The sequence below is a fragment of the Oribacterium sp. P9 genome, from assembly GCF_046365365.1.
Lineage (GTDB): Bacteria > Bacillota > Clostridia > Lachnospirales > Lachnospiraceae > Oribacterium.
The window spans coordinates 85,428-104,237 of sequence record NZ_JBKEIS010000007.1 but is presented as its reverse complement, the minus strand read 5'-3'; the positions used below and the strand labels follow the sequence as shown (position 1 = coordinate 104,237).

Annotated in this window: 15 protein-coding genes; 14 read left to right on the top strand and 1 reads right to left on the bottom strand. The window is 58.2% G+C overall.

Annotated features, from left to right (window positions below; translation table 11 throughout):
• The first annotated feature begins 98 nt into the window (after positions 1-98).
• The 11 genes from aroC to ACK8P7_RS06200 all read left to right on the top strand — a co-directional run bounded on the left by aroC (position 99) and on the right by ACK8P7_RS06200 (position 16,698).
• Positions 99-1,313: a chorismate synthase gene (aroC, locus tag ACK8P7_RS06250; protein WP_410043363.1), complete on the top strand. Its 1,215-nt coding sequence runs from the start codon at positions 99-101 to the stop codon at positions 1,311-1,313.
• Positions 1,314-1,445: 132 nt separating this feature from the next.
• Complete coding sequence (locus ACK8P7_RS06245) at positions 1,446-1,829, top strand: VOC family protein (protein WP_410043362.1); 384 nt, start codon at positions 1,446-1,448, stop codon at positions 1,827-1,829.
• A gap of 155 nt (positions 1,830-1,984) precedes the next feature.
• Entirely contained in the window at positions 1,985-3,421 is a 1,437-nt protein-coding gene (gene proS / locus ACK8P7_RS06240; RefSeq protein ID WP_410043361.1) for a proline--tRNA ligase, read from the top strand.
• 88 nt (positions 3,422-3,509) lie between these two features.
• Positions 3,510-5,027 (top strand): CCA tRNA nucleotidyltransferase, encoded by a 1,518-nt coding sequence (locus tag ACK8P7_RS06235; protein ID WP_410043360.1) that lies wholly within the window; start codon positions 3,510-3,512, stop codon positions 5,025-5,027.
• A 180-nt stretch (positions 5,028-5,207) separates the two neighbouring features.
• Positions 5,208-6,890 (top strand): phospho-sugar mutase, encoded by a 1,683-nt coding sequence (locus ACK8P7_RS06230; RefSeq protein WP_410043359.1) that lies wholly within the window; start codon positions 5,208-5,210, stop codon positions 6,888-6,890.
• A gap of 215 nt (positions 6,891-7,105) precedes the next feature.
• Positions 7,106-8,446 (top strand): acyltransferase family protein, encoded by a 1,341-nt coding sequence (locus ACK8P7_RS06225; protein ID WP_410043358.1) that lies wholly within the window; start codon positions 7,106-7,108, stop codon positions 8,444-8,446.
• A gap of 28 nt (positions 8,447-8,474) precedes the next feature.
• A complete protein-coding gene (locus ACK8P7_RS06220) occupies positions 8,475-9,707 on the top strand; it encodes a putative ABC transporter permease (RefSeq protein ID WP_410043357.1) in 1,233 nt (410 codons plus the stop codon).
• Positions 9,708-10,451: 744 nt separating this feature from the next.
• Positions 10,452-11,651, top strand: a complete 1,200-nt coding sequence (locus ACK8P7_RS06215) for a pyridoxal phosphate-dependent aminotransferase (RefSeq protein ID WP_410043356.1) — start codon at positions 10,452-10,454, stop codon at positions 11,649-11,651.
• Positions 11,652-12,357: 706 nt separating this feature from the next.
• Positions 12,358-13,362, top strand: a complete 1,005-nt coding sequence (locus ACK8P7_RS06210) for a rod shape-determining protein (RefSeq protein ID WP_410043355.1) — start codon at positions 12,358-12,360, stop codon at positions 13,360-13,362.
• A gap of 155 nt (positions 13,363-13,517) precedes the next feature.
• The gene (locus ACK8P7_RS06205) at positions 13,518-15,860 is read left to right on the top strand and encodes an ATP-dependent RecD-like DNA helicase (protein WP_410043354.1); all 2,343 of its coding nucleotides are present in this window, start codon (positions 13,518-13,520) and stop codon (positions 15,858-15,860) included.
• Positions 15,841-16,698 (top strand): double zinc ribbon domain-containing protein, encoded by an 858-nt coding sequence (locus ACK8P7_RS06200; protein WP_410043353.1) that lies wholly within the window; start codon positions 15,841-15,843, stop codon positions 16,696-16,698. The genes ACK8P7_RS06205 and ACK8P7_RS06200 overlap by 20 nt, the downstream gene beginning before the upstream one ends.
• On the opposite strand, the gene ACK8P7_RS06195 is transcribed toward ACK8P7_RS06200, so the two are convergent.
• Entirely contained in the window at positions 16,699-17,610 is a 912-nt protein-coding gene (locus ACK8P7_RS06195) for a LysR substrate-binding domain-containing protein (protein WP_410043352.1), read from the bottom strand.
• Positions 17,611-17,921: 311 nt separating this feature from the next.
• On the opposite strand from ACK8P7_RS06195, the gene rpmG reads away from it, so the two are divergent.
• From rpmG to nusG, 3 genes are read left to right on the top strand one after another with little or no spacing between them, the layout of a single operon-like run.
• Positions 17,922-18,071, top strand: coding sequence for a 50S ribosomal protein L33 (gene rpmG / locus ACK8P7_RS06190; RefSeq protein WP_410043351.1), 150 nt, complete (start codon positions 17,922-17,924; stop codon positions 18,069-18,071).
• On the top strand, positions 18,071-18,268 hold the full coding sequence (gene secE / locus ACK8P7_RS06185) for a preprotein translocase subunit SecE (protein ID WP_410043350.1): 198 nt from the start codon (positions 18,071-18,073) through the stop codon (positions 18,266-18,268). The genes rpmG and secE overlap by 1 nt, the downstream gene beginning before the upstream one ends.
• 9 nt (positions 18,269-18,277) lie before the next feature.
• Positions 18,278-18,808 carry a transcription termination/antitermination protein NusG gene (gene nusG / locus ACK8P7_RS06180; protein ID WP_410043349.1) on the top strand — a complete coding sequence of 177 codons (531 nt, stop codon included), beginning with the start codon at positions 18,278-18,280 and terminating at the stop codon, positions 18,806-18,808.
• The last annotated feature ends 2 nt before the right edge of the window (positions 18,809-18,810 follow it).

Below are 18,810 nucleotides of genomic sequence, written 5' to 3'. Positions count from 1 at the left end.
TGAAGGTCTCTGCCGCCACGCGCGGCGGAGACCGATCGATACACAGTGGGATGGAGAGAGCACAGGCGCTCTCCATTCCGCGTTTCAGGGGGACATCTATGGCAGGCAATACATTTGGAAAACTCTTTCGTATCACCACCTTCGGTGAGTCACACGGACCGGCACTCGGCGTCATCATCGATGGCTGTCCGGCTGGCCTCGCACTGTCCGTCGAGGACATCCAGCCGTATATGGACCGGCGGAAGCCGGGCCAGAATCTGAAGGCTACCCAGCGGAAGGAGGACGACCAGATCGAGATCCTCTCCGGTGTTTTCGAGGGAAAGACGACCGGTACGCCGATCGCGATGATGGTTCGAAACAGTGATCAGCACAGTAAGGACTACTCGGATATCGCCCACGTGTTCCGTCCGGGCCACGCCGATTACGGCTTCTATGAGAAGTACGGCTTCCGCGACTACCGTGGTGGCGGTCGCTCCAGCGGTCGCGAGACCCTCGCGCGTGTTGCTGGTGGTGCCGTCGCAGCGAAGGTGCTGTCGGATCTCGGCATCACGGTGGACGCCGAGGTGACGGAGCTTGCCGGTATCGACGTGACGACTCCGGCTGGCCAGGAGGCGGCCGACCAGCGCATCCTCGAGCTCCGCGAGGAGAAGGACAGCGCCGGTGGCGTGGTGACCTGCTTCGTCAACAACATGCCGACCGGCATCGGTGAGCCGGTCTTCGATAAGCTCGACGCTCGCCTCGCTCAGGCCGTGATGTCGATCGGTGCGGTCAAGGCCGTGGAGATCGGCGACGGGACGAAGGCAGCCCGCGCCCTCGGCTCCGAGAACAACGATGGCTTTGAGGCCGTCGCGGTGCCGATCGCCCCGATGGAGGTCGATGATGACGACGAGGACTACGAGCACCAGCCGAGCCTCGAGGATGTGAACCGCGCCCGTGCGCTCCATGACGAGACGCCACTCACGGAAGAAGAGTTCGAGGAGATGCTCGCAAGTGGTGAGCTCGACGGCATGGAGGAGGTCTTCCGTGTGAAGACGAACCACGCCGGCGGCATCCTCGGCGGCATGTCTGACGGCGCCGAGATCGTCCTCCGTGCCTACTTCAAGCCGACGCCGTCCATCGCCCGCCCGCAGGAAACCGCGAACGAAGAGGGCGATAACATCACGATCGAGATCAAGGGCCGCCATGACCCGACCGTCGTCGAGCGGGCCTGCGTCGTCGTGGAGTGTATGGTGGCCATCACCGTACTCGATGCGCTCCTCGAGAATATGGGTGCGCAGATGGAGTTCCTGCACGAAATCTATCCGCTTGATTAAGCGGGAGAGAAAGAGTATTTTATTAGTAAAGTAAAGCGCTTTACTGTCGCGCGGGCGGGTGCCTCCGCGGAGGACGACTGCATTGGCCGGGACAGTGGCGGAAACGATGACGAGACAACAGGAGGTATGAACATGGCAGATCAGATGTCAAAGGAGTATGATGCAGTGAAGGAGCTCGGTCTCTGCGTACTGCATGTAGGTATCAATGCAAACGGCGAGGAGGATGCACTCAGAATCGCAGACGAGTTCCAGACCCTCATGGGCTTCATCCCGAGAGTCGGCAACAGCTCCATCTTCGCTTCGGACCTCATCGAGATCATGAAGAAGGACGGCCCGGGCGAGAAGGGCCACATCGCGATCGGCTGCCATGACGTAGACGCCGCGGTCGCTTTCTTCGAGAAGCGCGGCATGGGCGTGAAGCCGGAGACCGCAAAGAAGAACCCGGACGGCAGCCTCATGTTTATCTACCTCGATAAGCAGATTGCAGGCTTCGCGATTCACCTGAAGCAGTACTGATTTATACGAATCTTATGCGCCGGAGGATAATCCTCCGGCTTTTCTCTTGTAAATCCTTTTTCACATGCTAAAATAGATGCGCATATAAACCTGCGACGGCAAGGCACGAAGGATGTGCGACGGTGCCGACGCATTCAAAAAGAAAGGCTATGATTATGGCAGACAAGAAACTTGTCGAGCAGATCACTCCTATGGGGGAGGATTTCGCTCAGTGGTACACAGACGTTGTTAAGAAGGCAGAGCTCACGGACTATTCATCCGTCAAGGGGTTCATGGTCATCCGTCCGGCTGGCTATGCGATCTGGGAGAACATCATGCATGAGCTGGATCAGCGCTTCAAGGCGAGCGGCGTAGAGAACGTAGCGATGCCGATGCTGATTCCGGAGTCCCTCCTTCAGAAGGAGAAGGACCACGTCGAGGGCTTCGCACCAGAGGTTGCCTGGGTAACCGAGGGTGGACAGAAGAAGCTCGAGGAGCGTCTCTGTGTACGCCCGACCTCCGAGACACTGTTCTGTGATTACTTCTCAAAGGTTGTAAAGTCCTATCGTGATCTCCCGCAGATCCTCAACCAGTGGGTATCGGTCGTTCGTTGGGAGAAGACCACCCGTCCGTTCCTGAGAACCCGTGAGTTCCTGTGGCAGGAGGGACATACCGTGCATGCAACCGCGGAGCAGGCTGAGGAGAGAACGAAGCTTATGCTCGAGATCTATGCGGACATCTCGGAGAACGTGCTTGCGATCCCGGTCGTCAAGGGACAGAAGACCGAGAAGGAGAAGTTTGCCGGTGCCGTAGCTACTTATACCATCGAGGCTCTCATGCATGATGGTCAGGCACTTCAGTGTGCGACCTCCCACAACTTCGGTGCGGATTTCGCGAAGGCCTTCAATGTACAGTTCCTTGATAAGGACAACCAGCTGAAGCCGGTATACGAGACTTCCTGGGGTATGACCACCCGTATGATCGGTGCGCTCATCATGGTACATGGTGATGATTCCGGTCTCAAGCTGCCACCGAGAATCGCGCCGACGCAGATCTGCATCGTTCCGATCCAGCAGAAGAAGGAAGGCGTGCTTGAGAAGGCATACGAGCTGAGAGATCAGCTTCGGAAGTCCGGCTTCCGCGTAAAGGTAGACGATGGTGACAAGTCACCGGGCTTCAAGTTCGCGGACTGTGAGGTACGTGGTATTCCGCTTCGTATCGAGGTCGGTCCGAAGGATATAGAGGCCGGTCATGCCGTACTGGTACGTCGTGATACCCGTGAGAAGATCCAGGTTTCCTTCGACGAACTCGCGGAGGAGACCGGAAAGCTGCTCGAGCAGATCCAGCAGGATATGTACGACCGCGCGAAGACCTTCCTCGAGGAGCATACCTCCAGCGCGACCAACATGGACGAGCTCGTCGATATCGTAAACACCAAGCGTGGCTTCGTGAAGGCCATGTGGTGTGGCTGCCGCGAGTGCGAGGATAAGCTGAAGGAGATGTCCGGCATCACCTCGAGATGTATCCCGTTCGAGCAGGAGACCATCAGCGATACCTGTGTTGTTTGCGGAAAGCCGGCGACGAAGATGGTATACTGGGGACGTGCATACTGATCTGATTTGAATATCGGGTGCCGTAGAGCTGTCGCGACTGCGACAGCTCTTTTGCGCTATGCAGGCATTCCATGTTAAAATAAGTATAATGAAAAAAATCAAATTACCTTCAAATGTAGAATATATCATCCATCAGCTGGAGCGTGCGGGCTACGAGGCCTACGCGGTCGGTGGCTGTGTGCGCGACAGTCTCCTCGGGCGGGTTCCGGGCGACTGGGACATCACGACGAGTGCGCGTCCGGAGCAGGTGAAGGCGGTGTTCAGACGCACCATCGACACCGGGATCCAGCATGGCACCGTGACGGTGCTGATGCCGGCGGAGCAGGCGGATTCTTCTGCGGCTGGTGAGGCGTCCGATATCCAGAGAAATGCGCGCAGGGCAGCATCGCAGGGCGCGCATTCCGGCACAGCGCATGCCGGTCGTTCGGCGGAGCACCCCGGGGCGAGGTCCGCACCGGTCTGGGAGGGCTATGAGGTCACGACCTATCGGATCGATGGCGCCTACCTCGATGGTCGTCACCCGAGCGTGGTGCAGTTCACGCCGTCGCTCCATGAGGATCTCGCGCGCCGCGACTTCACGATCAACGCGATGGCGGTCAATGACCGGAGTGGTATCGTGGATGACTTCGGTGGTCTCGAGGACCTCGGTCGTCGTGTCGTCCGCGCCGTCGGCGAGCCGGAGCAGCGCTTCCAGGAGGATGCCCTTCGCATGCTCCGCGCCCTCCGTTTCTCGGCCCAGCTCGGCTTCGACATCGATCCGGCGACCTGGGAGGCCGTACGGAAGCTTGCGCCGAACCTCGAGCACGTCTCGAAGGAGCGTATCGCCGTCGAGCTCACGAAGCTCCTGATGTCCGACCATCCAGAGCACATCGCGCTGGTATCGACGAGCGGCCTCTCCGAGTACATCAGTGAGCACTTCGCCGACGCCTTCCACGACGCGATCGACGTGCCGGATGACTATCCGGTCTATCCGTGGATGCCGTCCGACCTTCCGGCCGAGCGCTACCTCCGCTGGGGCGTTTTCCTGCGCGGTGTGCCGGACCGTGCGCGCGGCATCCTCCGGGAGCTGAAGATGGACAATGATACCATCGCGAAGGCAGGCACCGTCGCGCAGCTTTTCCAGGAACCGCTGCCGGACTCACGCTACAAGATCCGGAAGAAGCTGTCGGAAGTCGGCTACGAGACCTACGAAAACTATCTGCGGGCCGTCACCTGCCTGCTCCTCGCGGCACGTGATGCCGAGTGGATGCGGCCGTACCTCGACGCCGCCTGCCCGAAGCAGGAGACCGTGATCATGCCATGCTGTCAGACCGCGACGAAGCCAGACAGCGCCTGCAGCGCACCGGAGAAGCACGAAGACCCTACGGCGGAGCTCCTCGACTGCATCCGACGGGTACAGTTTGAAGTGGCGGCCATCCGCGTCGCGGGCGACTGCATTGAACTGAAAAACCTCGAGATCAGCGGACAGGACCTTATGGCGATCGGCATCCCGCGTGGGCCGGAAATCGGGCGGATCCTGCACGCACTCCTCGACCAGGTGCTTCAGGACCCGTCGCAGAACCACCGCGCGCGACTGACGGAGCTCGCACGTGGCATGATGCAGTGAAGAGAAGAGGACACGAAGAGTCAGCCAGATGAGGACCCGGAGGGGCTCTACCTCCCGGCTGGACTGTTACTAAAAATTCAGTGAAACTGCCGTGAACATGCCCCGACGCCTTGAAGCGGATGTGCAAAATTGATATATTTATAATAGCTGAATTTTTCAGAAAGAGAGGGCAATCTATCTATGTATCAGGATGAATATAAGCGTTGGCTTCATGCCGAGCTTCAGGATGTTGACTTAAAAACCGAGCTTCAGAATATCGAAGGCGATGATGACGCGATCAAGGAGCGTTTCGCCGTTGCACTGAAGTTTGGAACCGCTGGCCTCCGCGGCACACTCGGCGCAGGAACCAACCGGATGAATATCTGGGTCGTTCGTCAGGCGACACAGGGTGTGGCAGACTGGGTGAAGACCCAGGGCGGAACACAGACCGTTGCGATCAGCTACGATTCCCGTCTGAAGGGCTGGAATTTCGCACGTGACGCAGCCGGTGTGCTGGCAGCGAACGGCATCCACGTGCGCATCTACGATGAGCTCATGCCGGTACCGGCCCTTTCTTTCGCCACCCGTTACTATCACTGCAACGCCGGCATCATGGTGACCGCTTCCCACAACCCGGCGAAGTACAACGGCTATAAGGCCTACGGTCCGGACGGATGTCAGATGACCGATGAGGCTGCGGACATCGTTTACCAGCAGATCCAGAAGACCGACGTGCTCACCGGCGCGAAGTACATGAGCTTCGCCGAGGGCGTCAATAAGGGTCTCATCCAGTTCGTCGAGGACGACTGCAAGAACGCACTCTACGAGGCGATCGAGGCACGTCAGATCCGCCCGGGTATCGCGGCGACCTCCGGCCTCAAGCTCGTGTACTCACCACTGAACGGTACCGGCCTCGTTCCGGTCACCCGTGTACTGAACGACATCGGTATCCACGACATCACGATCGTGCCGGAGCAGGAGTACCCGAACGGCTACTTCACCACCTGCTCCTATCCGAACCCGGAGATCCTCGACGCACTGAAGAAGGGCCTCGAGCTCGCTGAGAAGACCGGCGCGGACCTGATGCTCGCGACCGACCCGGATGCAGACCGTGTCGGCATCGCCATGAAGTGCCCGGACGGTTCCTATGAGCTCGTCACCGGTAACGAGATGGGCGTACTGCTCCTCGATTACATCTGCGCAGGCCGCACCGAGCAGGGCACCATGCCGGCGAAGCCAGTCGCTGTGAAGTCGATCGTTTCCACACCGCTGGCCAATGCTGTCGCCGAGCACTATGGCGTCGAGCTTCGGGAGACCCTCACCGGTTTCAAGTGGATCGGTGACCAGATCGCACAGCTCGAGGCAGCCGGGGAAGTGGATCGCTTCATCTTCGGCTTCGAGGAGTCCTACGGCTACCTTGCCGGCCCGTATGTACGTGATAAGGACGCCGTGATCGGCTCCATGCTCATCTGCGAGATGGCTGCGTACTATCGCTCCATCGGATCCTCCATCAAGCAGCGCCTCGAGGAGATCTACAAGGAGTATGGACGCTACCTCAACAAGGTCGATTCCTTCGAGTTCCCGGGCCTCAGCGGTATGGATAAGATGGCCGGCATCATGAACGAGCTCCGCACGAATCCGCCGAAGGATTTCGCCGGTAAGAAGGTCGTGAAGGTCATGGATTACACGAAGCCGGAGGAGACCGGACTTCCAGCAGCGAACGTCCTGATCTACTCCCTCGATGACGGCTCCACCGTCGTGGTTCGCCCGTCCGGCACGGAGCCGAAGATCAAGGCCTACTACACCACCCTCGGAAAGGACCTCGCAGAGGCTGAAGCCGAGAAGGAGAAGCTGGCAGCCGCACTCGAGCCGCTGTTTAAATAAGCGATGATCAAAGATGAAGTATGAAGCATCGTAGGTGCCCGTTACGACAGGACGCACGAGCGGTGCAGATATGAATCAAGCCACGGTGGAGGGCTGCCATCAGAGAGAGGCGGCCTGCCACCGTGTTTTTTATTTGGACCGGCCCGGCGATGGATACGTTTGCGGTCGCTAGAAGTGCAACCCGGGCCTGGTCCTCAGATTTAGTGAGGTGTTTTGTGAAGGAACGAAATCTGAAGCTCGACAACGCAAAGGGCATCCTGATCACCCTGGTGGTGATCGGCCACATGCTGCTCCCGATCCAGGGCACGACCCGCGGCGTCACAAATTTCTTCTATATGATCTACGCCTTTCACATGCCCGCCTTCGTCTTCATCTCCGGCCTCCTCGCGCAGCGCATCTACATCCGCGTGCCGAAGCAGGCGCATGCTCCAGCCGAAAACTGTGCACAGCGCCACCCGCATCACGCGACCAATGTTTCTGCCACTCAGCAGGTGACTACCGTGGGTCACTTCAACGGACATCGCTGGTGCTCGACCCTCTGGCTGTACCTCCTGTTTCAGTTCATCCTGTTCTTCTCGGAGATTCCCGCCTACGGCCGCACGACCCGCTTCCCGGACTTCCTTCATACCTCCGGTGCACCCTGGTACCTCCTCGCCCTGCTCCTCTGGTATCTGATGATCCCTTTCTTCGCCGGGTGCCGAGGAAAAGTGCTTCCGCTCCGGCCTGCATGTTCGAATCGTCGCCACCAGCCGAGTGAGAGGCGGGCGCAGTCGGACGAGGGTCTGCAGGCGGGCAGGGCACAGCGCGGCATCCCGTGCAGTCTGATCGCCTGGATCCTCCTCACAGGCCTGTCCCTCGCCGGCGGCTACCTCGCGAGCGGTGCCCTCGCCGGTATCGGCGACTTCCTCGCCCTCGATCGCGTCATCGCCTTCGCCCCGTTCTTCTTCGCCGGCTACTTCATCGGCCCGGAACGCCTGATGAAGTTTCTCGGAGTGCAGCAGGAGAGTGTAGCGGCACCGAAACGCGCGACCTCCCGGCGTCGGTCTTCGGAAGGGACTTCAAAGCGTGCCGATCGAGGCATTGTCCTGCTCCTGATGGCGCTCGGCCTCCTCTGTTTCGCGCTGATCGGCACGCAGACCTTCGACCGCCTGCTTCCGTACCGAAACGTCGTCTACGGTGCCTGGTACTACCGCTTCCATCCAGAGCAGAACCCAGCCGCCTTTCCGGGCGCGCTCAGCTCGCAGCTCTGGCTGATCCGCCTCGCCTGGTTCCTCGTATCCGGCCTCATGAGCTTCACGCTCCTCGCCCTGATGCCGAACCGGCAGATCCCGCTCCTCACCACCATCGGGCAGCGCACCCTGCAGATCTACATCCTGCACCGCCCGATCCGTGACCTCCTCCTCGCAAGCGGCTTCATCACCGCCGCCGGCCCGGAAAACAGCCTGCACGTCCTCCTGCTCATCGCCCTGTCGCTCCTCATGACCCTCGTGCTTTCCGCCGGCATCCTCCAGCGCCTCTTCGACGCCATCCAGAAGCTTCCGGACCGGCTACTCTGAGTCTTCATAGAAAGGAATTTCAAGAAAAATGTGGGTTTTCGTTAATGGTTTAAAGGTCTTTCAGAATTACACTCTGCTGCAGTGGGCGTGGTTTTTCATGTTCTACTGCATCTTCGGCTGGTGCTTCGAGTCGACCTACTGCTCGCTGAAATCGATGCGCCTCATGAACCGCGGCTTCTGTCACGGCCCGTGGCTTCCGATCTACGGCGCCGGCGGCACGCTTTTCCTCATCTTCGCCTGGCCCTACCGCGCGAACCTCATCACGACCTTCCTGATGGGCATGCTGGTCGGCACCGGCCTCGAGCTCATCACCGGGCCGCTCATGTACCACATCTTCCACATGAAATGGTGGGATTACAGCCAGAATCCGCTGAACTTCCGCGGCTACATCTGCCTCGGGGCGTCCCTCGGCTGGGGCGCGATGGCGCTCTTTTTCGTGCATTTCCTGCATCCGCGTGTGGCGGAGCTCACCGTGGACTGGACCCCGATCGGTTATATCGTCGTCGTCACCATGCTCTACACGCTCTTCGTCGAAGACGTGATTTTCTCTGTACTCGGTGCCCTCGATATCCGGAAGCGTCTCGAGACCCTCGCCGCAAATTCGGAGGAGATTCAGCAGCTGAAGCTGAGTATCTCGGAAGCTCGCGAGCATCTCGAGGAGCTGCAGGAGGCGGCGCGTGCCAATGCCTCTGAAGTGAAGATCGTCGCGGAGTCGGAGGGACGTCTGGCGGCCGCGAAGCTCGCGACCGAGGAGGCTGCCCGCGCTCTGCAGGCTGCCCGTGAGACGGGCACCCTCGCGGCGCGCAGCCTCGCCGAAAACGGCGTCCAGGCGGCGCGTGCCGCTGTGGACAGCGGCATGCAGACCGCGCGCAGCGCGGCGCAAAGCGTCGCCGACACCGGCGCGCAGGCCGTGCGCACGGTTGCGGAAACCGGCCGCAGCGCCGGTGAGCTCGGCAAGTCCGCCGTCCAGCGCAGCCTCGAGCTGCGCCGTCGCCTCGCCGAGGAACGCCGTCGTCGCCTCGAAGAGCGCCTCGCCATCCTGGAGGATGGCGGTGATGCCCGCAGCGGCCGCATGAACTGGTGGGTCGGCAACACCCTTCGAAACAACCCGACCATGACCCATCACCCACGCCACAGCGCAGACTTCGAATTCTACGCGCGTCTCCGCGCCTCCTCACAGCGCCACCGCGAGAGCTTCGAAAAGATGGAAGCCCGCATCGACGCCGAAAAAGCGAAGGACCGCGCCGCTGAAGAGATCTGACATCCTGTCTGACAGCCCAAACCCGCCGATACTTCGGCGGGTTTTTCATATAAATCATGAGAAATATCAAATATTTGATAATTTTGAAAAAAGTGGATAATTATGACTAATTTCACCGAACTTGCGCAGATACTCAGACTATCTACTATTTTCATATTTGATATATATTGGATAAATTTGGACGGAATCATACATACGCTTATTTGCGTACGATCTAAGATCGGCTTGATTCATAAAAAGTAGATATGGATTTTGAAGATATCTTACCTTCATCGATCTCTTCGTATCCAATAATCCTTCTATTTAAAAATCTTGGATAGTTGTCACGCATCAGCTCTTATGAAACTAGCATTTTGATATCCATTATTTTTGAAATACTAAAATAATGGATAGTTTCTTCTGCAAGAATCGATTTTCACCCGCAAAACATATCCATTATTTATAAAAAGAGCTAAAAGTGGATAGTGCTCATTCATTTCCGTCGCTACTGTTCTTCATGCGTCCATTTCCGGTCTATTCGGAACGACACCCGCACTTCTTTTTTTCGGCTATCGAAAATATTCCCAAATACTACTTCAAGCGCGCGAAGCGTTGGGGTACAATGAGAAGAAATGAGAAGCAACGTCTGTACCGGGGGCTGACCCCTGCGTACCCCCGGGCATCCCCTTCCGGATTTCGGAAGGGGTCTGACCCTAATCACTGAACGACACAAACGCCCGCCATCCGCGGGCGAAGGAGGAAGATATGGCACTTTCGAAAAGTATGCAGCAGCTGGTCGCCGGCAACTCCGCGATCCGCAAGATGTTCGAGCTCGGGCAGGAGCTCGCCGCACGCGTCGGCCGTGAAAACGTCTACGACTTCAGCCTCGGCAACCCGGCCTCGCCGGTCCCGGAGGAGGTGCGCGATTCCATCGTACGCATCGCGACAGAGGAAGCGCCGAATTATGTTCACGGTTATATGGCCAATGCAGGCTACCCGGAGGTGCGTGCCGCGGTCGCGGAACACCTGAATCGCCTCCACGGCACCGATTATGATGCCCAGGACATCATCATGACCGTAGGCGCGGCCGGCGGCCTGAACGACGTCCTCCGCGCACTCCTTGATCCAGGCGACGAGGTCCTGACCTTCGCCCCGTTCTTCACCGAGTACCGCAGCTACGCCGCAAACTTCGGCGGGAAGCTCACCATCGTCCCACCGGATACCGCACACTTCCAGCTCGACATCGACGCCGCGGAAGCCTGCATTGGCGAGCGTACGAAGGCCATCATCGTGAACAACCCGAACAATCCGTCGGGTGCCGTTTACACCGAAGAAACCATTCGGAAGCTCGGCGCGATGCTGGAACGTAAGGAGCAGGAAATCGGCCATCCGATCTACGTGATCTGCGACGAGCCGTACCGCGAGCTCGTGTACGACGGCCTCACCGTCCCGTACATCCCGAATATCATCAAAAACGCGGTCTTCCTCTACAGCTTCAGCAAGACCCTGTCACTGCCGGGCGAGCGTATCGGCTACATGGCGCTGGCGAAGCGCGCAGACGATCACGACACGATGATCCAGGCCCTGACGATCGCGAACCGTTGCCTCGGCTTCGTGAACGCGCCGTCCCTCCTGCAGCTCGTCGTGAAGGACTGTCTCGCTGTAGAGGCCAATGTTCCGTTTTATGACCGGAACCGGAAGCTGCTGTATGCCACCATTTCCGGCCTCGGCTTCGAGTGCGTACGACCAGAGGGTGCCTTCTACATGCTCGTGAAGGCACCGAACGGCAGCGCCGCGGACTTCGCCGCCGCCGCGGAGAAGCTCAACATCATCATCGTCCCGTGTGACGGCTTCGGCCTCCCGGGCTATGTACGCATCGCCTACTGCGTCGACTACGCGATGATCGAACGCTCCATCCCGGCCTGGGAACAGCTCGCGAAAATTTATGGGGTCAGACCCCATTAAATTTTTCTAAACAGATTCTAAACTGAACTTTATGGGGTCAGACCCCCTTACGTACATCCTCTCAAACTGAAAAATCCCGCCGGAGCTTCTTCGCTTCGACGGGATTTTCATGTTTGTGCTTTATGTCAAGAGATCAGCCAAGGGGGGAGCCGAACTCCTATGAAGTATATGGAAAACGGTCATGCTCGATGGAGCTTCATGAATCTGCTGGAGCGTTTGTGCATCGCCCCGTCTTTCATAAAGAATCGTAAGCATTTGCGACCGTTTTTTTAGAAGGGGGCTCCGGAGTGTATTTCAACTCCGGAGTATGAGTATGAAAAGCGTTTCTTCGTTACATCTCTGTAACTATGATATATGATACAGGGCACTTGTGACTGAAGTATGTCGCCAGACTAAAAGAACTCTAAAGAATCTAAACAAAGTCTAAACAGAAGCGAAAGGATCATTTACGAGATTCTTTCGTGCCCGAACTCCACAATTCTGACTTTAAAAACAGAGGGCCATCGATTATACTATAGAAGATTCTATGTTGAATTACTAAATTCGCCCTGCGCGCCCATAAGCCGGGTGGCTCACGAGAGCAGCTTCGACGGGATTTCTTCGGACGGGTATCGGAAACGGTACCGACCGTGCGTGGCGCAGCGCAGAGAGCTGCGTATCCTGACAGGGCTTCGTTTTATACACCGTTATATAGTAGGAGTTTTTCATGTTTTCACTGATTTCAAATGATATCGGCATTGATCTGGGTACCTCCAGCATCCTTGTATATATAAAAGGCCGCGGCGTCGTTCTGAAGGAGCCGTCCGTGGTGGCCGTTAACCGCGATACGAACACCGTGCTGGCGTACGGTGAGGACGCGCGTCTCATGCTGGGCCGCACCCCGGAGAACATCTCGGCGGTTCGTCCGCTGCGCCAGGGCGTCATCTCGGACTACACCCTGACGGAGAAGATGCTGAAGTACTTCATTCAGAAGGCCGTCGGCAAGCGTACCCTCCGGAAGCCGCGTATCTCTGTCTGCATCCCAAGTGGTGCGACCGAGGTCGAGAAGAAGGCCGTCGAGGATGCCGCTTACCACGCAGGTGCCCGTGAGGTCACGATCATCGAGGAGCCGGTAGCGGCGGCCATCGGTGCCGGCATCGACATCAGTAAGCCGCAGGGCAACATGATCATCGACATCGGTGGTGGTACCGCGGATATCGCCGTGATCGCACTGGACGGTCCGGTCGTTTCCGAGTCCATCAAGGTGGCCGGCGACGACTTCGATGAGGCCATCCTCCGTTATATGCGGAAGAAGCATAATCTCCTCATCGGTGAGCGTACCGCCGAGGATATCAAGGTCAACATCGGCTGCGCCAGCAAGCGCCCGGAGAACGTTACCATGGAGGTCCGCGGACGCAACCTCGTGACCGCTCTCCCGAAGACCGTCATCGTGAGCTCGGACGAGATCATGGACGCGCTGCTGGAGCCGGCGATGATGATCGTCAATGCTGTGCATAACGTACTCGAGCGCACGCCACCAGAGCTCGCTGCCGACATCTATGAGCGCGGCATCGTCATGACTGGTGGAGGCTCTCTCCTGTATGGCCTCGATAAGCTTCTACAGGAGAAGACCGGCATCAACTGCGTACTCGCCGAGGACCCGCTCACCGCGGTCGCCATCGGCACCGGTAAGTTCATCGACTTCGCGAGCGGTGACACCGACGAGGACTGACATCTTATTCATCAGGGGTAGCCTTATTCAGGCTGCCCTTTTATTGACTTCAGCCGACGACCGTTCGTATGGCCAATGCAGTCGACGGAACTGCGGTGGCGGGCGGTGAGGGCTTCAGCAGGCACGACACGTTTACATTTTCGGGAGAACACACCGTGGAATATTTTGAGGGCTATATCGATCATATCATTTTCCAGAGTCCGGCGACGGGCTACACCGTGATGACGGGCGTGATGGAGGGGAAGACCTACACCCTCGTCGGTACGCTACCGGGCATCGAGGCAGGCGAGAATATCAAGGCGGATGGCCACGAGGCCACCCACCAGATTTATGGTACCCAGTTCGTCATCGACCAGTACCAGGTCGTCGCGCCGAAGACTCAGGAAGCCGTCGAGCGCTACCTCGGCTCCGGCGCGATCAAGGGTATCGGTGCCGCGATGGCCTCCCGGATCGTGAAGAAGTTCGGTGACGATACCATGCGCATCATCGAGGAGGAGCCGGAGCGTCTCGCTGAGATCAAGGGCATCTCCGCGCGGAAGGCGATGGATATTGCGGCCTCCGTGAACGCGAAGCGTGACATGCAGGACGCTGTCATGTTCCTCCAGAAGTACGGCATCTCCATCAACCTCGCCGGCAAGATCTATAACCGCTACGGCAACGAGATGTACGACATCGTCCGCGATAACCCGTACCGTCTCGCAGAGGATATCGAGGGCCTCGGCTTCCGGACCTGCGACGAGATCGCGCGGAACGCCGGCATCGCGGAGGACTCCGCCTTTCGTATCGAGTCCGGCATCCAGTACGCGCTCGGCATGGCAGAGGGCAACGGTCACTGCTACCTGCCGCTCCCGGAGCTCTGGTCCTCCGTTGAGTCGCTTCTGAACATCACGATCCAGGACCTGAACCAGTACCTCCTCGAGCTCCAGATGAAGGGCCGCGTCATGGTGAAGTCGAGCCGTCCGCGCAGCATCTCCGATTTTCTGGACAGCGCGGCCAATGCGGGCGATGCCGATGCCCCTGTCTACGACGCGAATCCGGCGCTGCATGCAGACCCGGCGACCCACGTCTACCGCGCCACGATCTACTACACAGAGCTCCAGGTCGCGACGCTGCTGAAGGATCTGAACGTCACGGTCGAAAACGCGGAGCTCGACGCGAAGCGTGCGCTGACCATCGATGAGATCACAGAAAAGCACGGCATCGAGCTCGACCCGCTCCAGCGCGACGCCGTGCTCACCGCCGGCCACTCCGGCCTCCTCGTCATCACCGGCGGCCCGGGCACCGGAAAAACGACGACCATCAACACCATCATCCGCATGTTCGCGGACGAAGGAAAGACCATCCTGCTCGGTGCCCCGACCGGCCGTGCTGCGAAGCGTATGTCGGAGGCCACCGGCTGGCCGGCCTCCACGATCCACCGCCTCCTCGAGTACCAGGGCCGCCCGGACGAGGACGGAGAGGACGGCGACCAGGTGCGTGGTCACTTCGAGCGCAATGAAAACAACCCACTCGAGTGCGACGTCGTCATCATCGATGAGATGTCCATGGTCGACATCTTCCTCATGAACGCCCTTCTGAAGGCCATCCACCGCGGCACCCGCCTCATCATGGTCGGTGACGCGAACCAGCTGCCATCGGTCGGTGCCGGTAATGTCCTCCGCGACATCATCGCCTCCGGCGTGATCCGAACCATCCAGCTCCGCCACATCTTCCGCCAGGCCGCCGCGTCGGACATCGTCGTGAACGCCCATAAGATCAACGAAGGCGAGCCGGTCGACCTCAGTAAGCGCTCGAAGGACTTCCTTTTCATCAAGAGCCAGACGCCGGATCAGATCTTCGCGGCCATCGCCGCCCTCGTGCTGAACAAGCTCCCAGGCTACCTCGGCGTGGATCCCTTCGACATCCAGATCATGACCCCGCAGCGGAAGGGCGCGCTCGGCGTCGAGCGTCTGAACCAGCTCCTTCAGGAGCAGATGAACCCGAAGAGCAGCCGCAAGACGGAAAAGGAAATCGGAGGCACCCTATTCCGTGTCGGCGACAAGGTCATGCAGATCCGAAACGACTACAACCTCATCTGGGAGATCCGTGGCCGCTACGGCATCCCGACTGAGAAGGGCGAGGGCGTCTTCAACGGCGACATCGGCATCATCACTGAGATCAACAGCTTCGCCCAGAACCTGACGGTTCGCTTCGACGACCGCTTCGTCGAGTACGCCTTCAAGGACTGCGAGAGCCTCGAGCTCGCCTACGCGATCACGATCCACAAGTCCCAGGGCTCCGAGTACCCGGCGGTCATCGTCCCGATGTACCAGGGCCCATCCATGCTCATGAACCGGAATCTGCTCTACACCGCCGTCACCCGCGCGAAGTCCTGCGTCTGCCTCGTCGGCAACCCGCCGATCTTCGACCAGATGCTTCACAACGCGTCCGAGGCGAAGCGCTATTCCTCCCTCGGTGAGCGGCTCCAGGAGGTCTCTCATGACGAAAATTCACTCTGAATCGGCTATCCCGGGTCCGAGGTCAATGTCTCCGGCTGCACGCAGTCACGCTGCGGACATCCCTCCGACACCCGCAGCAGCCTATCCGCCGATGACGACATCGGCAGCTCGATCGACCAGGACGTCCGCGGCGAAGCAGTGGCTCCTGTCGGTTCTTTTTCCGCGCCGCTGTCCGGTCTGTGAGGAGATCGTCTCGCCGCGCGGCGCGCTGATCTGTCCGGACTGTGAACGCAAGCTTCACTTCCTGACAGAGCCGACCTGCCAGATCTGCGGCCGTGAAATCCTCGCCGACGACGAGGAGCTCTGCGAGAGCTGTAAGCGCCATCGCTTCTTATTTAAGAGAAGCATCGCCCTCGTCGGCTATGACGACGTCGCGGCGCGCTCCATCAGCCGCATCAAGTATACCGGTGCCCGCGAGTTCCTCGACTATTACGGGCGGGAGGCCGTACGCCGTCGAGGCGAGGAGCTTCGCCGCATGCAGATCGACGCCATCGTACCGGTGCCCGTCCACCCGAGCCGAAAGCGGAAGCGTGGCTACAACCAGGCGACCGTGCTCGCCGAGGTCATGGGCGCAGAGCTCGGCCTCCCGGTTTACGAAGCGGCACTCTACCGGCGTAAAAAAACCGCCGCATCGAAGGAGCTCAATGCGGCGGAACGTTTGAAAAATCTAATGTCGGCCTTTTACGCGGGGCCGATCCCGCAGGATCTCCGGCGGGTGCTGCTGGTCGACGATATCTTCACGACCGGCGCCACCATGGAATCCTGTACACGGACGCTGCTCGCGGCCGGAGTGGAAGAGGTCTACTGCTTCGCGCTCGCGATCCGCTCCGAGCGCTGATCACTTCACGCGGGTCCAGTAGTCGCGGGCCAGCTCGATCAGATCGAGCATCGGCTCCGAGGTGTAGCGGTCCTTCCGGTAGACGGCGACGGCGTGCATCATCGGGTGCGTACTGAGGTGGATGAGCTTCACGCCCTTCGGGATGGTGGTGTGATGTGAGGCGCTGATCAGCGCGGCACACTCGTCGGCGGCGACCAGGGCGAGCTGGTAGTTGATGCCCTCGGCATCCATGTAGGTGTCTGGCTCGAAGCCGGCCTCCTCGAAGACCTGCTCGGAGACCATACGCTCGGTGGAGTCCTTCGCGCCGAGGCAGAACGGGACATCACGGAAGCGACGGATGTCGATGACCTCATCGCCACTCTCGTCGATGATGGTTTCCGAAGCCAGTGGGTTCGAGCTCGCGACGGCGAGCATGATTTCGACATCGGCGAGGAACTCGTAGTGCAGGCGGTAGTTCTGCTTGTCGCCCATGAGGATGATACCGAGGTCGATCGTACCGTTTTTGACGAGCTCCTGTGCCTTCAGCCCCTTCATGAGGTTGAGCTGCAGCTTGACGGTCGGGTGCTGACGGTGAAACTTCTTATATAAAGAGGTCATCATGTAGTCAGCCTCGACGCCGGCGGCACCGACCGCGATCTCCTCGTTGTGCAGCTTCGCGATATCGGAGATGCGGGAGTAGCAGTCCTTCTTCATGGCGATCATCTTCCGGGCGGTATCGACATAGATCCGGCCGGCCTCGGTGATGGCCCACTCGTTACCACGACGATAGAAGAGTTTGGTGCCGAGCTCCTTCTCGAGATTCAGCAGCTGCAGATTCAGCGCAGGCTGGGAGATGAAGAGCTTGTCAGCTGCGCGGGTGATATTCTTTTCCTCCGCGATACGGATGATATTTTCGATACGACGTAGATCCATGGTGGCCTCCTGACGTAGTATTGCCTTCGGTGCTCAGGCGGGCGATGATGCCGCGCCGGAAACATTGGCCGAAGGATGGTGGACATAACATAGTAAGATACCTGTGATTCAAGTATATACGGCTCTCTAAATCTATGCAATAGAACTTCTATCAAACTCTTGAAAAAATAAATAATGGACGCCCGGCGGCAAACGCTTGACGCATAGGGTGCTTCATGGTATAGTTGCCCCGTAATCAAGGGCTAGGCCCTATTTTTTATGCACTAATTTCGTAGTCATGCGAAGTTAAGAATCATTGGAGGTGAAGAGCCGTGCGTACAAAGATTATATTAGCATGTACAGAGTGTAAGCAGAGAAACTATTTCACGACGAAGGAGAAGAAGAATCATCCTGAGAGAATGGAAGTTCGTAAGTACTGCAGATTCTGTAAGAAGCACACGCTTCATAAGGAGACGAAGTAATGAGCGAGAAGAAGAATTCCGGTTTACAGGACTTCTTCAAGGGTCTTAAGACGGAATATAACAAAATTATTTTCCCGACGAGACAGGACATCATCAAGGAGACCACCGCAACCATCGTTGTCAGTCTCCTGGTCGGAGCGCTTATTGCTGTTCTTGATCTTATTATGAAGACGGGACTTGGTTTTATCATCAGATAAGGGGAAACTATGTCAGAAATTAATCCTGCAGCTCGCTGGTATGTAGCACATACCTACTCAGGCTATGAGAACAAGGTTAAGATGGATCTGGAAAAGACGATCGAAAACCGTGGTCTTCAGGATCTGATCTTCGAAGTCAGCGTACCGATGCAGCCGGTCATCGAGATGAAGAACGGCGTCGAGAAGAAGTCTGATAAGAAGATGTTCCCTGGCTATGTTCTCGTAAACATGATAATGAATCAGGAAACCTGGTACGTAGTGCGTAATACACGTGGCGTAACCGGATTCGTCGGCCCAGGATCAGAGCCGACACCTCTTTCCGAAGAGGAGATCAAGGCACTTGGCTACAGAGCCCAGGAGGTCCTTGTAGATTTCGCGATCGGCGATACCGTAAATGTTACTTCCGGTGCATGGAAGGATACGGTGGGTGTCATCAGTGAGATCAATGATCAGAAGAAGACTGTTACCATCTCGGTTGAGATGTTTGGCAGAGAAACTCCGGTAGAGTTATCCTACGGAGAGATTCAGAAACTCAGATAACG

Excerpts from the sequence above, each read along its gene's own strand:
- aroC (WP_410043363.1), top strand. The coding sequence starts at position 99 with ATGGCAGGCAATACATTTGGAAAACTCTTTCGTATCACCACCTTCGGT.
- ACK8P7_RS06245 (WP_410043362.1), top strand. The coding sequence starts at position 1,446 with ATGGCAGATCAGATGTCAAAGGAGTATGATGCAGTGAAGGAGCTCGGT.
- proS (WP_410043361.1), top strand. The coding sequence starts at position 1,985 with ATGGCAGACAAGAAACTTGTCGAGCAGATCACTCCTATGGGGGAGGAT.
- ACK8P7_RS06235 (WP_410043360.1), top strand. The coding sequence starts at position 3,510 with ATGAAAAAAATCAAATTACCTTCAAATGTAGAATATATCATCCATCAG.
- ACK8P7_RS06230 (WP_410043359.1), top strand. The coding sequence starts at position 5,208 with ATGTATCAGGATGAATATAAGCGTTGGCTTCATGCCGAGCTTCAGGAT.
- ACK8P7_RS06220 (WP_410043357.1), top strand. The coding sequence starts at position 8,475 with ATGTGGGTTTTCGTTAATGGTTTAAAGGTCTTTCAGAATTACACTCTG.
- ACK8P7_RS06215 (WP_410043356.1), top strand. The coding sequence starts at position 10,452 with ATGGCACTTTCGAAAAGTATGCAGCAGCTGGTCGCCGGCAACTCCGCG.
- ACK8P7_RS06210 (WP_410043355.1), top strand. The coding sequence starts at position 12,358 with ATGTTTTCACTGATTTCAAATGATATCGGCATTGATCTGGGTACCTCC.
- ACK8P7_RS06200 (WP_410043353.1), top strand. The coding sequence starts at position 15,841 with ATGACGAAAATTCACTCTGAATCGGCTATCCCGGGTCCGAGGTCAATG.
- ACK8P7_RS06195 (WP_410043352.1), bottom strand. The coding sequence starts at position 17,610 with ATGGATCTACGTCGTATCGAAAATATCATCCGTATCGCGGAGGAAAAG.
- secE (WP_410043350.1), top strand. The coding sequence starts at position 18,071 with ATGAGCGAGAAGAAGAATTCCGGTTTACAGGACTTCTTCAAGGGTCTT.
- nusG (WP_410043349.1), top strand. The coding sequence starts at position 18,278 with ATGTCAGAAATTAATCCTGCAGCTCGCTGGTATGTAGCACATACCTAC.